The organism is Solimonas sp. K1W22B-7, from assembly GCF_003428335.1.
Lineage (GTDB): Bacteria > Pseudomonadota > Gammaproteobacteria > Nevskiales > Nevskiaceae > Solimonas_A.
The window spans coordinates 4,625,487-4,641,274 of sequence record NZ_CP031704.1 but is presented as its reverse complement, the minus strand read 5'-3'; the positions used below and the strand labels follow the sequence as shown (position 1 = coordinate 4,641,274).

At 68.1% G+C, this 15,788-nt stretch carries 10 protein-coding genes; 2 read left to right on the top strand and 8 right to left on the bottom strand.

Annotated elements, in window-relative coordinates:
* Position 1 precedes the first annotated feature (1 nt).
* The 5 genes from D0B54_RS20955 to D0B54_RS20935 are packed head-to-tail and all read right to left on the bottom strand — an operon-like array spanning position 2 to position 9,680.
* Positions 2 to 2,620, bottom strand: coding sequence for a FimV/HubP family polar landmark protein (locus tag D0B54_RS20955; RefSeq protein ID WP_117293818.1), 2,619 nt, complete (start codon positions 2,618 to 2,620; stop codon positions 2 to 4).
* Positions 2,617 to 4,557, bottom strand: a complete 1,941-nt coding sequence (locus tag D0B54_RS20950) for a heme-binding protein (RefSeq protein ID WP_117293816.1) — start codon at positions 4,555 to 4,557, stop codon at positions 2,617 to 2,619. Before D0B54_RS20950 ends, D0B54_RS20955 begins: the two co-directional genes overlap by 4 nt.
* Positions 4,554 to 6,356 carry a cytochrome c3 family protein gene (locus D0B54_RS20945; RefSeq protein WP_117293814.1) on the bottom strand — a complete coding sequence of 601 codons (1,803 nt, stop codon included), beginning with the start codon at positions 6,354 to 6,356 and terminating at the stop codon, positions 4,554 to 4,556. Before D0B54_RS20945 ends, D0B54_RS20950 begins: the two co-directional genes overlap by 4 nt.
* 6 nt (positions 6,357 to 6,362) lie before the next feature.
* The gene (locus tag D0B54_RS20940; protein WP_117293812.1) at positions 6,363 to 7,286 is read right to left on the bottom strand and encodes a hypothetical protein; all 924 of its coding nucleotides are present in this window, start codon (positions 7,284 to 7,286) and stop codon (positions 6,363 to 6,365) included.
* Between the two features lie 3 nt (positions 7,287 to 7,289).
* Positions 7,290 to 9,680: a cyclic nucleotide-binding domain-containing protein gene (locus D0B54_RS20935; protein WP_117293811.1), complete on the bottom strand. Its 2,391-nt coding sequence runs from the start codon at positions 9,678 to 9,680 to the stop codon at positions 7,290 to 7,292.
* A 231-nt stretch (positions 9,681 to 9,911) separates the two neighbouring features.
* Between D0B54_RS20935 and D0B54_RS20930 the strand changes: the two genes are divergently transcribed.
* Positions 9,912 to 11,207, top strand: a complete 1,296-nt coding sequence (locus tag D0B54_RS20930) for a multiheme c-type cytochrome (protein ID WP_162932601.1) — start codon at positions 9,912 to 9,914, stop codon at positions 11,205 to 11,207.
* A 455-nt stretch (positions 11,208 to 11,662) separates the two neighbouring features.
* Here D0B54_RS20930 and D0B54_RS20925 read toward each other — a convergent pair whose 3' ends face one another.
* Both D0B54_RS20925 and D0B54_RS20920 read right to left on the bottom strand, forming a co-directional pair.
* Positions 11,663 to 12,631 (bottom strand): phospholipase A, encoded by a 969-nt coding sequence (locus tag D0B54_RS20925; RefSeq protein ID WP_117293807.1) that lies wholly within the window; start codon positions 12,629 to 12,631, stop codon positions 11,663 to 11,665.
* A 73-nt stretch (positions 12,632 to 12,704) separates the two neighbouring features.
* Positions 12,705 to 13,313, bottom strand: coding sequence for a type IV toxin-antitoxin system AbiEi family antitoxin domain-containing protein (locus D0B54_RS20920; RefSeq protein WP_117293805.1), 609 nt, complete (start codon positions 13,311 to 13,313; stop codon positions 12,705 to 12,707).
* A 359-nt stretch (positions 13,314 to 13,672) separates the two neighbouring features.
* On the opposite strand from D0B54_RS20920, the gene D0B54_RS20915 reads away from it, so the two are divergent.
* Entirely contained in the window at positions 13,673 to 15,040 is a 1,368-nt protein-coding gene (locus D0B54_RS20915; RefSeq protein WP_117293803.1) for an adenylate/guanylate cyclase domain-containing protein, read from the top strand.
* A 144-nt stretch (positions 15,041 to 15,184) separates the two neighbouring features.
* Here D0B54_RS20915 and D0B54_RS20910 read toward each other — a convergent pair whose 3' ends face one another.
* Positions 15,185 to 15,784, bottom strand: coding sequence for a thioredoxin family protein (locus D0B54_RS20910; RefSeq protein WP_117293802.1), 600 nt, complete (start codon positions 15,782 to 15,784; stop codon positions 15,185 to 15,187).
* Positions 15,785 to 15,788: the final 4 nt, after the last annotated feature.

Sequence of the window (15,788 nt, the reverse complement as noted above, 5' to 3'; positions counted from 1 at the left end):
GTCAGTAGGTGAAGATGAAGTTGCCCAGGATCGAGTACGGATAGTCGTCGTCCGGGAACAGGTCCTGGTAGCCATCACCGGGGATCAGCATCGAGCCGGACAGTCGCAGCACGATGTTCTGCGTCATGAACGGGCGCCAGATCGCGGCGCTGGAGACGTCCCAGCCGATGTCCTCGTCGATGCTGCCCTGGTTGCGCGCCACTTCGAGGACGCCGCTGTCCCCGAACCAGAGGTGGTTGAGGTTGAACGACAGGCGGAAGGTCGGCGTCAGGTCGAAGTCGGCGCCCGCGCCCAGCAGGATCGTGCCCGGGTTGATGAAGTTGGACTGGCCGTGTTCCTTGGAGTGGCGCAGCGAGTTGAGCACGCCGTTGCGCTGCGAGATCGCCACGATGCCGCCACCGATCAGCGGCACGCCCTGGCGGATCCAGAAGCTGGTGTCGGCGCCGGCGAAGATCGGGTTCTCGAAGATCGCGTCGAAGCCGTTGGCCTGGCCGTCGAAGGGGTCGCTGTCGCCGCTGGCCCACAGCGCCGACAGGCGCCAGCGCCGCCAGTCCTGGTCGAACGAGGCCTCGGCCGCGGCGAAGCCGGCGAGGATGTCCTGGTCCTTGTCCTCGAAGGGGCTGCGGTTCTGCTCGCCGACGGCAAGATAGCTGGACACCGTCAGGTTGAGCCGGCCGAAATGGCCGTCGCCGTTGTAGCCCAGGTAGGTCACGTCGTAGCGGATCGGCTGCTGCTCGCCGATCGAGAACGGCCGCGCCAGGAAGCCGTTCTTGTCGTAGAAGCGCGCGCCGTCCTCGCGGTTGCGGTTGTAGGCGACGATGCCCTGCGAGGTGAAGCCCAGCACCGGGAAATCCTGCCGGTACAGGTTGAACATGAAGACGTCGTCGTTGCGCAGGTCGCGGTTGATCGCGTTCAGGCCGCTGTTGGTGTCCTTTTCCAGGCGCCGCACCCAGGCCAGGTTGTACTGCCAGCGATTGTTGTCGCGCGTGCCGAACAGGCGCGCCGCCAGCTGGTTGTCCTGGAACAGGAAGCCGCGGAAATCGAAGGACAGCGGCTGGATGCCGAAACGGACGGAGTCGAAGTCGAAGCGGTCGGAGACGTTGCGCAGGTGGTAGTCGACGAACAGTTCCTGGATACCGATGAAGCTGTCGTTGCGCGTGTCTCCGCGCTCCGGATCGACGTTGACCGCGCGGTCTTCCTCGGTGACCGTGCGATTGAAGTTGAACACCGGCGTCAGGTGGTATTCCCAGTCCGGTGGGCGGAAGGTGGTGTCGCCCTTCAGGTACACCAGCGCCAGGATCAGGTTCTGGTTGAGCAACCACTGGTTCTCGCGGCCGAAGATGCCGATGGCGCCGCTGCCGCCGGTGGATTGCGGACCGACCGGCGTCGGCAGGCGGCGCGGCTCGTAGACCGTGTCCGAGATGACGGAAATGTTGAAGAACTCGTCGCCGTTGCGCACCGGCTTGTCGGCCTTGAACGTGTTCTGGTTGTACGGATCCCACCAGTTCTGCGGCACCACGCCCAGCGAGTTGAGGATGCGCCAGCGGTCCGGCACCGGCGCCTTGGTGTATTCCTGCCAGGGGTTGGGCATCGCCACCGGCGCCAGCCGCGTCATGCGATTGGGGTCCGGCAGGGCCTCGGGCTCGTCGGGAATCGCGCGCGCTTCGGCGTCGGGACGGCGCCGCTCGGCGGCGGGTGCGGCATCCATCGCAGCACCCATCCGCGACGGCGTGGCGGGTGCCGGCGCCTTGCCCGCGGGCATCGGCGCGGGTTCCGGCGTCCAGGCCGGAACCACCTTGGCGGTCACCACTTCGGACGCTGGCGCCGGGGCCGCCACAGGCGCCGGAACGAGTGTCAGCGCCGCCGGCGGCCGGGGCGCGGGAGCCGCCGAGGCCAGCAGGGCGCGTGCATGCTTCGGTTCCCGCGCCACCTTGCGCGCCAGCTCCGGATCGATGCTGCGCACTTCCTCGTCGCCGGGCACCACCAGCATCACGCCGGGGCGCAGGCGCTCGAGGTCGCCGTCGATGAAGGCCCTGGGGTTGGCGCGGTACAGCGCTGCGTTCATCTGCCAGGTGCCGACGCGGGTCTTGTCCGGGCGCAGCTCCCAGGCGATCTGCGCCAGTTGCGCGCCCGGGCGTACCGGCCCGTAGAGCGCGGGATCCGCGGGGGGCATGCCGCCCGCGGGGCTGTGAGGCGGTGCCGGCTCGGCGGCTGTAGAGGCAGATGCCGGGGGGGCGGCCTGGGGCTCCACGGCCGCCTGCTGCAGGGCCAGGCCCTGCAGCAGCACGCGGGCGCGCTTGGGCTCGCGCGCCACCCGCCGTGCCAGGTCCGGGTCGATGCGACGGACGTCCGGGTCGGCCGGCACCACCAGCATCGCGCCGGGCCGCAGCCGCTCGAGGTCGCCGTTGATGAAGGCTTTGGGGTTGGCGCGGTACAGCGCCGCGTTCATCTGCCAGGTGCCCTCGCGGGTCTTGTCGGGACGCAGCTCCCAGGCGATGCGCGCCAGTTGCTCGCCCTGGCGCACCGGACCATAGAGATACGGCTCGTCCGCCGCCAGCGCGCCGTTGCCGGCGCCGAGCAGGGCGACGATCAGCAGCTTGCGGAAGGCCGGCGTCTTCATTTGCCCTGGCAGACGTTCTGCGCGTCGGTATCGACGAAGGGCGCCTGCGGGCACTGCACGTAGCGCAGGCGGCCGCCGGGCACATCGAGCGTGTCGATGCGCAGCGCGCGCGGGGCGTTGCCGAGGGTGCCCGTGGCCCGGGCTGCGCCGTCCACGCCGAGGAAGGCCACCAGGTCGTCCTGGTCGATGCCGTCGCCGGAGACGCCGACCGCGCCGATCAGGGTGTTGCCACGATAGATCGGCACGCCGCCGGCGAAGATCTGCAGGCCGTTGTCGAGTTTTGCCGGCACGGTGGTGGCAAAGCCCAGGGCTGGTGCCGGCGGCCCCGAGCAGCCCACGCCCACGTCGGGCACGCCCAGCCCGGCGACGAAGCCGACGTGCTGCACGATGCGCTCGTAGACCAGGTCCAGCTGCAGGCCGGTGGAGAAGGGGCTCCAGCGGGCGAAGGGCTTCGACAGCGCGCCAGGACCGGTTTCTTCGACGCCGTCGGGGAAGAACGGCCGCGCGACGTTGCCGATGGAACGCGCGCCGAAGGCGAAGCCGCCGGTGAGCGTCGCCGGGCTGAGCTGCGCCGACAGCGCGGTGGCGTAGTCGGCGAAGCTCACCGGCGGCGTCGTCGCGGTGCCGAGGTCCGGAATGAAGTAACTGACCGAGCCGGCGGCGTTGAGGTCGGCGCCCAGCGTCGGCGAGCTGAAGAACAGCGCGCTGCGCGCCTTCTGCAGCGACACGTCGGTGCCGAACACCGGCGCATCGCGGGTGCGCAGCACGCCCAGGATCACGCCGCTGGTGTCCACCACCGACACCGTGCCGCGCATCAGCGAGCCCACCGGGCGGCGGATCTGCGCGCGCAGGTGGTTGGCGTTGAGCAGGGCATTGCGCAGCACGGAAGTGACCTCGGCCTGGGTCAGCAGGCCGTCGGTGCCGGCGATCGGCGGGAAGCGCGGCGCGCCATTGACCAGTTCGAAGGCGTCGAGATCGGCGAAGGCCGGCACGGTGCTGGGCTGGTAGCCCGACTCGGCCTGTCCGAAGCGCGTGCCGGTGCCGATGGCGGGCGCCAGGTAGTAACCGGACACCGACAGCAGCGAGCCCTGCGCGGAGGCCTGGGCGAACGTCAGCGTGGAGCGGCCGCCGGTAGCGGTCTGCGACTGGCCGACGTCGCTGTAGCGCAGCGACAGGCCGCCGGCGGTGATGCGGTTGGCACGGCGATCCTGCGGCGCATCGAAGCCGGCGGTGGCGGCGGTGGCGATCAGTTCATCCAGGTCGCTGTCATTGCCGCGGATGTCCAGGTCCAGGCCGTAGACACCGTCGGCGATCACGCCGACGCCGCCGACCACGGTGCCGGCCTTGTACAGCGGGAAACCGCCGGCATCGGCCGACAGGCCCAGCGGCGAGCGCTTGGGGCCGGCGCTGGTGGCGTCGGCCAGGCGCAGCGTCAGGTCGCTGCAGGGCAGCTGGCTGAACTGCACGCCGAACAGCGGCCCGCCCGGCTGGTCCCTTTCCTTCGGATTGAAATGGTCCTGCACGATCTGGCTGGCCGTGCGGGTGGAAAAGGCGTTGCCCTCCGAGCTGAGATAGGCGCCGGTCACCGCCTTGGCGATCGCGCCCAGGCTGCTGGGGACGACATCGGTCAGCCCGTCGAGCCCGGTGCCGGTGTTGCGGCCGGAGCGCACCGTCAGCGCCGGGTCGGCACCGGTCATCTGGAACACCGCCAGCACGTTGCCGACGCGATCGGTCACGGCGATGGTGGCCAGCGCCCCCCGTGCGTCTGCCTCGTCCACCGCCTGGGCGATCACGCGCTGCACGTCGGCCACTTCCAGGCGCTGCGGGTTGCTGGTGGCGCAGCTGCCAGTGCAGCCCGAGTCGTCGCTGGGGCCGCCACCGCCGCCGCAGGCGGCGAGCAGTGCCGCCAGCGGCCAGGCCAGCCAGCGCGGCTTCACGGCTTTTTACCCTGCGCCGGGGCGGGTTTGGCGGGTTCCGGCTTCGCCGGTACAGCCGCAGGCGCCTTGGGCGGTACCGCGGGATGCGTTGCCGGCAGCTTCGTCGCCGGCATCCCGCCGAAGTGATGCGTCTCGGCGATATGGAAGCGGTGGCACAGGGTGCAGTCCGACGGCACCTGGCTGGTGCTGCCGGTGTCGCCATGGCAGTCGCGGCAGCTGTTCAGGTCGGGCAGCAGCACCTCGGCGCTGATCTTGGACTTGTCTGCGGCATGGCAGTCGCCGCAATCCTGCGCCTTGTGCGCGGCATGGTCGAACCGCGCGCCGTCCAGCGCGTGCTCCTGCAGGTTCACCGGCGCCACGGTCCAGGGCATCGCCGGGTCGTCGCTGCGCTGAACCTGGTGGCAGTAATGGCAGGTGCGGCGCTCGAACACGTCGACCATGGTCTGGTGCGCGCGGGCGTCGGCCCAGTCCAGCGCGGCGCGGGCGCCACCGGGGGGCAGGGTCTCGCCGGGGCGGCGGCGTTCGCGCACCACGGCCGGCGCCTTGCCGACGCCGACGCCGCCCTGCAGGGCCTTGGCGTAGTAGTAGTCGCGGACCACGCCCTGGATCTGCTCGGGCCGGCCATGCGGCAGCTCGCGCGCCGGGTCGTCCGGGTCGAAGTCCAGGCGGTGGCAGCTGGCGCAGTGCTTCTCCATGTTCACCGGCTCGAAGCTGACGCCGCGCGAGTCGGGCTGGTGACAGTCGGCGCACTTCATCACCACCTTGCCCTCGGGCGAGTCGATGCCCTTGGGGTTGAGGTGCACGTCATGCGGGTAGACCAGGTTGGTCGCCTCGCGCAGCTGCGCCGGGGCTTCGCGCTGCTTGGTGAACATGAACCTGCCGCCCTTGGCGTCGAACACCGCCACGCGCGGCGCGAACTCCGGGTGCGCCTTGCTGAAGCTCGATGCCGGCGGCAGCCTGGCCGAGGCGAATTCCTTGTCCGGATCGGCATGGCAATCGGTGCACAGCGTCAGCGACTGCGCGTTGATGCCCTGCGTGCCGTTGTGCTCGCGGTGGCAATCGGTGCATTCCTGGCCGGCGAACACCGGGTGCGACAGCATGGCCGTGTCGTCGCTGTGCTGCTTCATGTCCTTGTGGCAGGCCATGCAGGCGCTGTCGCGCACCTGCCGGAATGGCTTTTCGTGGCAGGCCGCGCAGTCCTCGACGAAGTAGCGGTGCGCGCTGCTGACCGGCCCGGAAAGCCAGATCGAGTCGTCCAGCGGATTGGCGCGCTGCCCGGCGGCACGCTCGCGCGGGCTGTCGCCGGCGTGGCTGCTGCCATAGCGCAGGCCCAGCGGCAGCAGCAGGCCGACCAGCAGCATCAGGACCATCAGGCCCCAGGCCAGGCGCCGCAGCGACAGGCCGGTCTGGTCGAGACGGGTCTGGTAGGAGGCCTTGCGCTGCTGGATATCCGCGGCCTGGGTCAGCCTTTCCTCGTAGCCCAGCACCAGTTCCGGCACGCCGCCCACCGCCAGCACTTCCAGGCGGAAGCGGCCGATCTCGATGACGTCGCCCTTTTCCAGCTTGGCGTTTTCCACCGGCGAGCCATTGACCCAGACGCCGTTGGCGGTCTTGGACATCAGCAGGGGGCCGCGGCGGTCGTGCACGATCTCGGCATGCGCCAGCGCGGCGCGCAGGTCCGGCGTGTAGACGTCCTGGTTGGTGCCGCGACCGATCGTCAGTCGTTCGCCGATCAGGCCGCGCTCGGTCGCGATGCGCTGGTCGCCCTGTTGCTGAAAGCTCCTGAGCAGGACGCGCATGGCGGGCTACCAGTAGATGAAGACCGAAACGATGTGGGCGGTCAGCGCCGCCAGCAGCGCGACCGTCAGCGGCACGTGGAAGTACAGCCAGATCTGCATCTGCGCGTGCAGCAGGATGTCGCGGTTGACGCGCACGATCAGCGAGTTGCGGCGGCTGATGATCTCCATCAGCTGGCGCGTCTTCTCGGCAGCCTCGCCGCTCTTCCTGGCCTGCGCCAGTTCGCCGGCCATGAACATGACCGTGGCCGAGCTGTTCGGGTCGAAGCCTTCGCTGTTGGCGGCGCGCTGCTTGTCGGCCATGAGCTTGCGCAGCTCGTCGATCACGCGCCGGCCCGGAGGCAGCGGGCCGAACAGCTGGTCGCGCAGGTTGCCGCCGATGCGCATGCGCTCGGTCGAGCGCGCGGTGATGCGGTGCACCTCGGGGCCGAGCTGGTCGGCGATCTTCAGCGCCTGCTGGTTGAGGTCCAGGATCTCGTCGATCAGCGTCTCGCGGTCGGAGTCGCCCATGTTCTCGGTGATCAGCGTCGGCATGCGCGCATAGGCGGCGATGCCGAAGATGCCGCTCAGGATCACGATCATCATCAGCGTGTAGGCCAGCGTGTGGATGTTCCAGCCGAACTGGAAGCCGGTGTGCAGCGTGGCGACCGTGATCAGCGCCAGGCCCAGGTAGACATGGGCGGAAAGCCAGCCCTTCACCGTGCCCAGCGTCGAGCTGTAGCGGCGCTTGCGCACGCCGAGCCAGGCCAGCCAGGCGATCAGGCCGGCACCGAGGGTTCCCAGCGTGTAGCCCAGCCAGGTGCCGCCGTTGGGGCCGTCCTGCGGGTCATGCCACCAGTAGAGCAGGATGGAGAGGATGCACAGCGCGCTGGCGAACTTGAGGTAGCGGTAGCCTTCGTAGCGCAGGAAGCTGCCATGCGGAGTCGCGGCCATGGCCTAATGCCCTCCGCGGTAGAGCCGCACGAACTGCTCGGGGCTGGCGCGCATCGCCGCGCCGGTGGGGCAGGCGCGCACGCAGGCCGGTCCGCCGTCGAGGTCCTTGCACATGTCGCACTTGGCGGCCTTCTTGGCGCTCTTGTCCTTCTTCGCCGGGTGGTAACGCCCCGGCTCTTCGCCGCCGAACAGCATCCAGCGCCACAGGCTCGGCCGGGTCTTGCTCTGGATGCCCATCTGGATCACGCCGTAGGGGCAGTTGCGCTCGCAATTGCCGCAGCCGATGCAGGCATCGGTGATGTGGACCTCGCCGTTGGGGGCGCGCTTGATCGCGTCCGGCGGGCAGTCCTTCATGCAGTGCGGGTGCTCGCAGTGGCGGCAGGAGGTCGGCACGTGCAGGGTGTTGAAGGTCGGTCCGGCCTCGCGCTTGAGGCGGCTGACGTTGCCATGGGTGTCGGAACAGGCCTTCTCGCACTGGTCGCAGCGCACGCACAGCGCCTCGTCGATCAGCAGCACGTCGGTGGCCTCGCCCAGGCCCTGCGACATCATGAACTCGAGCACGTCGCCCATGGGCTTGGACTGCGCCACCACGTTCTGGGCGACGCGCATGCGGTAGACCTCCTGCACGCGGTCGCGCACCTGCGTGCGGCGCATCATCAGCGACTTGAAGGCGGTGCCGTCGAGGCGGATGGTCTCCGTGGCCACCGCCGCCCGCGCCGTGGCGGAGCGCGGCAGGTCGCTGACCAGGGCCATCTCGCCGACGTACTGGCCGGCCGGCACATAGGCCAGCACCACGTCCTTGCCGCCGATCTCGCGGGCAATGGTGACCGAGCCCTTGCGGATCAGGTGCAGCGCGTCACCGGCGTCGCCCTCGCTGAACAGCACCTCGCCGGCCCGGTAGTGCCGCACCTCGGCGCTGCCGACCAGGTCGGCGAGCTCCTCCGGCGGCAGTGTCGGCGCGATCTTGCCCTGGATGATGCGACGCAGGAACACCTCGTCGATGATGCGCTTGACCGCCGCCACCGAGGCGATCAGCTTGTTCATCGAGCGCCGCGGCGTCTCGATCAGTACGCATTGCTCCTTGGCGCGCACCGTCGCCGAGCGGCGGCGGCCGGAGATCAGGCTCCACTCGCCGAAGAAGTCGCCCTTGCCGAGCGTGATCTTCTTGGATGGATCGCCAGGGTCGATCTCGATCTCGGCGGTGCCGGACACCACCGAGAAGAAGGTGTCGGTGTAGTCGTTCAACTCGAAGATGATCTCGCCGTCGGCCGGCGCGCGGATGTCGGAATCGATCATGAACTCGCGCAGCTGCAGCGGCGTCAGCTGCTTGAGGATCGGCACGCGGCGCTGCATCGTCGCCAGCGCCTCGTCGATGTCGGTGATCTCCGGCAGCACCGCGAACTTCTCGCGCAGCAGCGGCGTGTCGGCCGGCTCGACCTTGCGGCCCTCGATGAACTCGATGACCTCGTAGCCCTGGTTCATCGCCTGCTTGATCAGCGGGAAGCCGGCCAGCGCGCCGATGATGTACATGCCCTCCACGTTGGACTCGTACTGCGGCGATACCGCCGGCACGCTGTTCGGGTCCTTGCTGGGGAAGGTGATGCCGGTACTCTCGACGAAGGCGCGCGGCGGGGTCGCGCCCAGGCGCGCGATGATGCGGTCCACCGCCAGCTCGGTCTCGCCGTCGTTGGTGGCCACGCGCAGGCGCTTGCCCTCCGCGGTGGTATCCGCGGACAGCGGCTTGGTGTTGTACAGGCAGGTGAGCTTGCCGTCCTCGATCGCCTTCAATATGCCCGAGAGGTTGCCGGGCTTGGCGCGGTCGAACTCGTCGCGGCGGTTGAGGATGTAGACCTTGTTGTTTTCGGCCAGGGCGATGGCGTTCTCGATGGCGGCGTCGCCGGCCCCGACGATGACGATGGTCTCGCCCTTGTACTCGTCCGGATCGTCGAGCTGGTACTGCACCCACTCCAGGTCCTCTCCGGGACAGCCGAGCTTGCGCAGGTTGCCCTGCAGGCCGATGCCCAGCACCACGTATTCGGCCAGCAGCGTGCCGCCGCCGTCGAGGCTGATGGTGAATGCGCCCTTCTGGCCACTGATGGCGCTGACGCGCGCGCGGTGCGCCACGGTGACGCCCAGCTTGCTCGTGCCTTCATTCCAGCTGCCGAGGATCGCCTCGCGCTTGCCGGCGGTGAACTCCAGCGGCGAGCGCAGCGGCAGCACGTCTGGCTCGGCCATGACGTGCTTGCCCTTCTGGTATCGGTAGATCGTGTTGGAAAGCCAGCTCTCGGCTTCCAGCAGCACGTGCGAGATGCCGAGTTCCGCGGCGTGCGCGGCGGCGGACAGCCCGGCGGGGCCGGACCCGACAATCGCAATCTTGACGTTCCCTGGGACCATGGCCTGGCTCTTATGTGGCTCGGCTGGCGACGTGAGGCCTACTTTAGAGCTATTCCAACGACGCGCGCCAGTACGCAGTTCGCATGTTTTGGGGGGTTTCAGGACATTGTTTGTGATGCTGCGCACGCCGGATGCGATTTATTCGCAGCAAGTCGTGAGGCGGGGAGTAGTGGGGCGAGGCTACTGCGTTTATATTGCTTCGCAGCCAGCTGCAGATCGGGGGAACGATCCATGCGACGCCAATTACTCGCGGTCAGCCTTGCGGTGGTGTTGTCGGCGCTGTTGCCTGCCGCTGCCGCCCCGGCGCCCGATCGCAACCTCGGCGTAGCCGATTGCGCCGGCAGCACCTGCCACGGTTCCATCCGCCCCTTCGCCGATCGCCAGATCCGCCAGGACGAATACTTCGTCTGGCAGCGCAAGGACGCGCATGGCTCGGCCTGGAAGACGCTGTTTACCGAGCGTGCGCGCCGCATCACCGGCCAGCTCGGCTGGGCCGCCCCGCACGAAGCCCAGGGTTGCCTGGTCTGCCACGCGCATGTGCCGCCTGCCGAGGCGCGCGGGCCCCGGTTCCAGAACGAAGACGGCATCGCCTGCGAAGCCTGCCATGGCGCTTCCGAGCGCTGGATCGCCGAACACGTCAACAGCCTCAAGACCCCGGAGGAGAAGCGGGCGCACGGCATGACCGCCACCTGGGATGCCAGGGTTCGCGGCCAGCTCTGCACCAGCTGTCATCTGGGTGACACGAGCCACCCGATGACCCACGCGATCATGGCGGCCGGCCATCCGCCGCTGCTGTTCGAGCTCGACACTTTCACCGCGCTGATGCCGCCGCATTGGGACGTCGACGCCGACTACCGCAAGCGCAAGCCGGTGGCGGACACCGCCAGCAACTGGCTGGAAGGCCAGATCGCTGCGACCGATGCCTGGCTGGCGCGGCTGGAAAGCGGCGCACTGGGCCATGGCCTGTTTCCGGAGCTGGCCCTTTTCGATTGCGACGCCTGCCACCACTCGATGAACGCCAACCGCTGGCATGCCGGCCGCGCGCCGGGCCTGTCGCCGGGCCAGGTGCCGCTGGCCGACCAGCCGCTGGTGCTGGTACAGGCCTGGGCCGGCGTGATGTCGCCGGGCCTGGCCGACGTGATGACGGTGCAGCGCGAGCGCCTCTACAAGCAGTACGAAACCGACGCCTCGCGCCTGCGCGCGCAGGCCGGCGAATTGCGCGGCTGGCTGCAGCGCGAGGCCTGGGGCCGCCTGCGCCAGGGTTCGCCCGACGCCGCGCAGCTGCGCCAGGTCCTGCGCCGCGTCGCGCAGAACGCGGAGAGCGCGCAGGGCGGCGATTTCTACTACGCGCAGCAGACGGCGATGGCGGCGCAGGTGCTGGCGGCGGCGATCGGCGAGCGCGGTGGCAACGCGGCGGCGCTCAAGGGCGCGACCGATGCGCTGTACGACTCGGTGAAGAATCGTGATCGCTTCCAGCCGGAGGAGTATCGCGGGGCGCTGGGGAAGCTGAGCGCGGCAGTGCGGTAGTACTCATATATATGAGTGCTTGGCTCGCTGCGCACATGCAGGAGCGAGCTTGCTCGCGACCTTGCCGTTCATCGGGTTGTCCTTTTGTCAGGCGCAGGGTGCGCATCGCGCACGCGGAGCGGACTTCACCAGGATCGACGGTGCGCGGTGCGCACCCTACAGACTGTCCTTTTGTCAGGCGTAGGGTGCGCGCCCTACAGACTCGATCTGGCACCGTCGATGCACCTCAGTGGGTTTCATCACGCACCACCCTCACCGCGGCAACTGCTCCATGCGTTGCCCTACCTCGGGCATCCATGCCCTCGCCAGCCCTCTCCCGCCAGCGGGAGAGGGTGTTCTTCGATCTTTGGGTTCTCGACCGGCAGTGATTTGTGGAAGTGTCGGTAACGCCTAACGCCCACTCGCGACGCTAAGATCCCATGCTTCGCATGGGGCCCTCCACGCTGCTCGGGGCTTCACCGCGAGAAACTCACCCCGATCCCCGCCCGCGTCACCTCGCGGTTGTAGTCGATCAGGCTCTCGCCGTAGCCGTGCCAGAGATACAGGTTCCAGAACGCGTAGTTCGACAGCGGCGCGCTGTAGTTGAGGTTGATCGCGCCCTTGCCGGTACCCGGGTTGAGGCGGGTCAGCAGGCCGATGCGGTGGCGGCGGGCGCCGAAGAGGTTGCGCTGCAGCTGGAATTCGCCGTAGCCGTAATAGTCCTCGATGTCCGGATTGTCGTCGCGCTTGGGATCGTCCACCGGGCGGCCCTCATCTTCCGGCAGGCGATACCAGAGCTTGAGGTGCGCCAGGGTCTGGTTGCCCTCGTAGAAGCCGGCGACAGAGATGCGGTTCCAGCTGCGCGAGTCCGGGATCTCCTTGCCGTTGGACTCGTGCTCGGCGCCGACGTCCAGGCCCCAGACCTTGGTGCGGTCATTGGGCTTCCAGCGGTAGAACACCTCGGGGTTGTAGTTGGTCTCGCGGAAAGGACGCGAGCGGTTGGCGTCGTAGACCTGCCAGAACGACTTCTGCGAGTAGGCGAAGTAGAAGTTCGTATCCAGCACGCGCTGCTTGAAGCTGATCTGGAAGAAGGTCTCCGCCTGCTTGTTCTCCTCGGACAGGCCCTCGGCCCAGCTGATCGGCAGCAGGAACATCGGCCGGTGGAAGGACAGGCCCGGCTTCTCCGCCACCAGGGCGAACACCACCGGGTCGCGCCGCAGGTTCTCGAACAGCAGCGCGTTCTCTTCCTCGGTCTTCTTCGGGATGAGGGTGATCACCGGCAGCTCGTCGCCCTGGATGTCCGGCGTGGGCGAGTCCAGTGTCGCCTCCGGGTCCCCGATTTCCCTGGCGGGCTGCCGGGTCTCCGACGAAATTGCCGGCGGCGCGGGTTCGGCATAGGCCGTGCCGGAGGCCAGGACGGCGAGGGCGATCAGGGTGGTGCGCATCTTCTCTGCGTCTCCATCAACGAAAAAGCCCGCACGGGCGGGCCTGGGGCGTAGCGGCGCGCCGCAGGGGACTTCAGTGGGCGAGGGCGTCCACGTAGGGCTTCATCACGCGCTCGACGCGGCACAGCTTGGCGAAGTGCCAGAGCTTCTTCATGTTCAGGCTGCGTTCGTTCATCGCCGAGCGCAAGGCATCGACCGCGATATGCGGCCCGATCTTGTTGCGGAACTTGAACAGGTCGGCGAGCGTCTTCTCCAGACTGTAGACGCGAACCTTGACGTTTTCCACCACGTGCGTCTCCACGCCCTCGGTGAATGCGGGTCCGCCGAGACGCGCGACCTTGATCTCGGGGTAGTCGACGCGCGGGCGCGCGGCGCGCCGTTCGATCGCGACATACACTTCGTCGTTGTTCTGCTCGCCGATGCCGTGGAAGGCCAGTGCAGAACGCAGGCAGATCACGCCGTTGGGAACCGCGCGTCCGACGATGGCCAGAGAAACGTTGGCGTTGACGTCAGTGTCGGCGAGCACGTAGCTGCCGCGTCCGACTTTCTTGATCAGTCCCTTGTCGCAGAGACGACGCAGGTATTCCGCCTGGATTCCGTGCGGCACCAAATCCTTCGGACGCAGAACGCCGAGCTTCTGGGCGAGCTGTATGATGCGTTCGGATTTGCTGTGCTCGTCCATCGATCCAGTGGAATCGTGAGTATCGGGCGGAATTTCGTAGATGTGTAAACATTTAAGAACATGTGAGAAAAGATTGCAAGCAATAAATTCTTTACATGCAACATCAACAACAGTTGTCAAGTACCCGTCAACAATAAAAAAATTGCCCTTGGGCTGCTTGGGCAAAAAATAAGCACTCCCCGGGTTTTTCCGAGCTTTTCAAGGAGTTCCGCCCTGGCTGACAGCCTCGGGGACGAAGTTGGCCGGGGTTTTGCACCAAATTTGGGCAAAATGGGGCGTGGCCCGGCCCTGACGGCCGGTGGCCGGGACGGGAGGCAAGGCGCGCCGGGCAGGGGTGCCGGACCCCATAATGGCCGCCGATGAGCGAGTTCACGCCCCATATCCTGGTCTCGATCGTCGCCCTCGGCATGGGCCTGGCCTTCGTCTCGGCCGACCGCCGTTCGGCGACGTCGCGGGCGCTCGGCGCCGGCCTGGGCCTGATCGGCATCAGCATCTACCTCAACGTGCGCTACATCGGCGATCCGCTGAGTGCGCCGAGCTGGTCCGGCTGGCTGGCCTGGCCCGAGGCACTGGCCATCGTTGCGATCCTGGAGTGGATCCTGCGCGTGCGCCGCACCATTCCGGCGGCACCGGAGATCAACGTCGCCTTCGGCGATCGCGTCCTGCGCATCGGCCAACTCTCCGGTATCGCCTACGGCCTGTTCGCGCTGCAGTGGCCGCAACTGCGCGTCGACAGTTTCCTGCGCGTGTTCAACCATCCGGAATCGCTGCTCAGCACCGGGTTCTGGCTGTTCTTCACGCCGGTGGCCATCGCTTCGCTGACCGGGCTGGTCGGCATCATCCTGGTGTTGAACCGCCGGCCCGACCGCGCCGAGCGCGTGCGCATCCTGGCCATGGCCATCGCGGTGCCCTTCCTGGTCGCCGGCCTGCTGTTGCCGCTGAGCGTGGCGGCGATCTCCACGGTGATCGGCGAGGTGATCTTCCTGGTCGGCGCGGTGCAGTACCACGTGCAGCAGGGCCAGCGCGGCCAGTTCCTGTCGCGCTTCCTCTCGCCGCAGGTGGCGCAGCTGGTGGCCGAGCGCGGACTGGACAGCGCCATGCGCGAGAACTACATGGAGATCACCGTGGTGTGCTGCGACCTGCGCGGCTTCACCGCCTTTGCCGCCGAGCAGCCTTCGGGCCGCGTGCTGCAGGTGCTGCGCGAGTACTACACCGTGGTCGGCAAGGCAGTGGCGGACTTCGGCGCCACCATCAAGGACTATGCCGGCGACGGCATCCTGATCCTGGTCGGCGCGCCGCTGCCGATCACCTTCCACGCCCGCTGCGGCATCGAGCTGGCGCGGCGCATCCGCAGCGTCACCGTGCCGCTCACCGCCGGCTGGGGTACGGAGACGGCGCCGCTGGGCATCGGCATCGGCGTCGCCAGCGGCGTGGTCACGTTGGGCATCATCGGCACCGACTCGCGCCTGGAATACACCGCGGTGGGTTCCACCGTGAACCTGGCCTCGCGGCTCTGCGACCAGGCGCTGCACGGCGAGATCCTGGTGGCGGAGCGCACCGTGGAGCTGGCCGGCGAAATCGGCCTGAAGGCGCGCGCGCCGATGGTGGTGAAGGGCTACGCCGAGCCGGTGAAGAACTACAGCCTGATGCTGGACGCGTCGCGCAGCGCGGAGTCACCGACGCTGCCTGCGCCGGCGCCTGCGGAGTCCGCGGCGGTCAGTACCTGAGCGCCAAGCTGCTCAATTCCCAGAACTCATTTGCCGCGGATCACGCGGATCGACACGGATCAAGATCAAGCAAGACAATAGATCTTGTAAATCCGTGTTCATCCGCGTCCATCCGCGTAATCCGCGGCAGAACTGCTTTGCCTGTCAGTATTTGACCGAGCAGCCGTAGGGCTTGGTCACCGCGTCGGTCACGGGCTTGCCGGCCATGGCCTCGGCCAGCGCCACCTTCACATAGGGCCTGGCGCCGGCGATGTCTTCGGCGTCGGCACTGGCGACGCTGTCGATGCCGCCCATGTAGACCAGCGTACCCTTGGGATCCACCACGAACATGTGCGGCGTGGTCTTGGCCTCGTACTCATGGCCGAGCTTGCCGCTGGGGTCGAGCAGCACGGCCGTGGGCACCGCTCCGCGTTCCTTGCTCAGCGCATTGGCCTGCTTGCCATCGACGTTGCCCTGCTTGCCCGGCGCCGAGGAGATCACCGTCAGCCAGGTCACCCCCTTGCCGGTTTCTTCCTTCTGCAGCGACTGCATGTTGCCGGAGGAGTAGTGCTTCTTCACGAAGGGGCACTCGTTGTTGCTCCACTCCAGCACCACGAACTTGCCCTTGAAGTCGGACAGCTGCACGGTCTTGCCGTTGCTGTCGGTGGCGGTGAAGGCCGGAGCCGGTTCGCCGACCTTGGGGACGGCGATGGCCGCGGTGCTGGCGAGGCTGGCGGCGAGGACGAGCGTTTTGAGCATGCGCATGGAC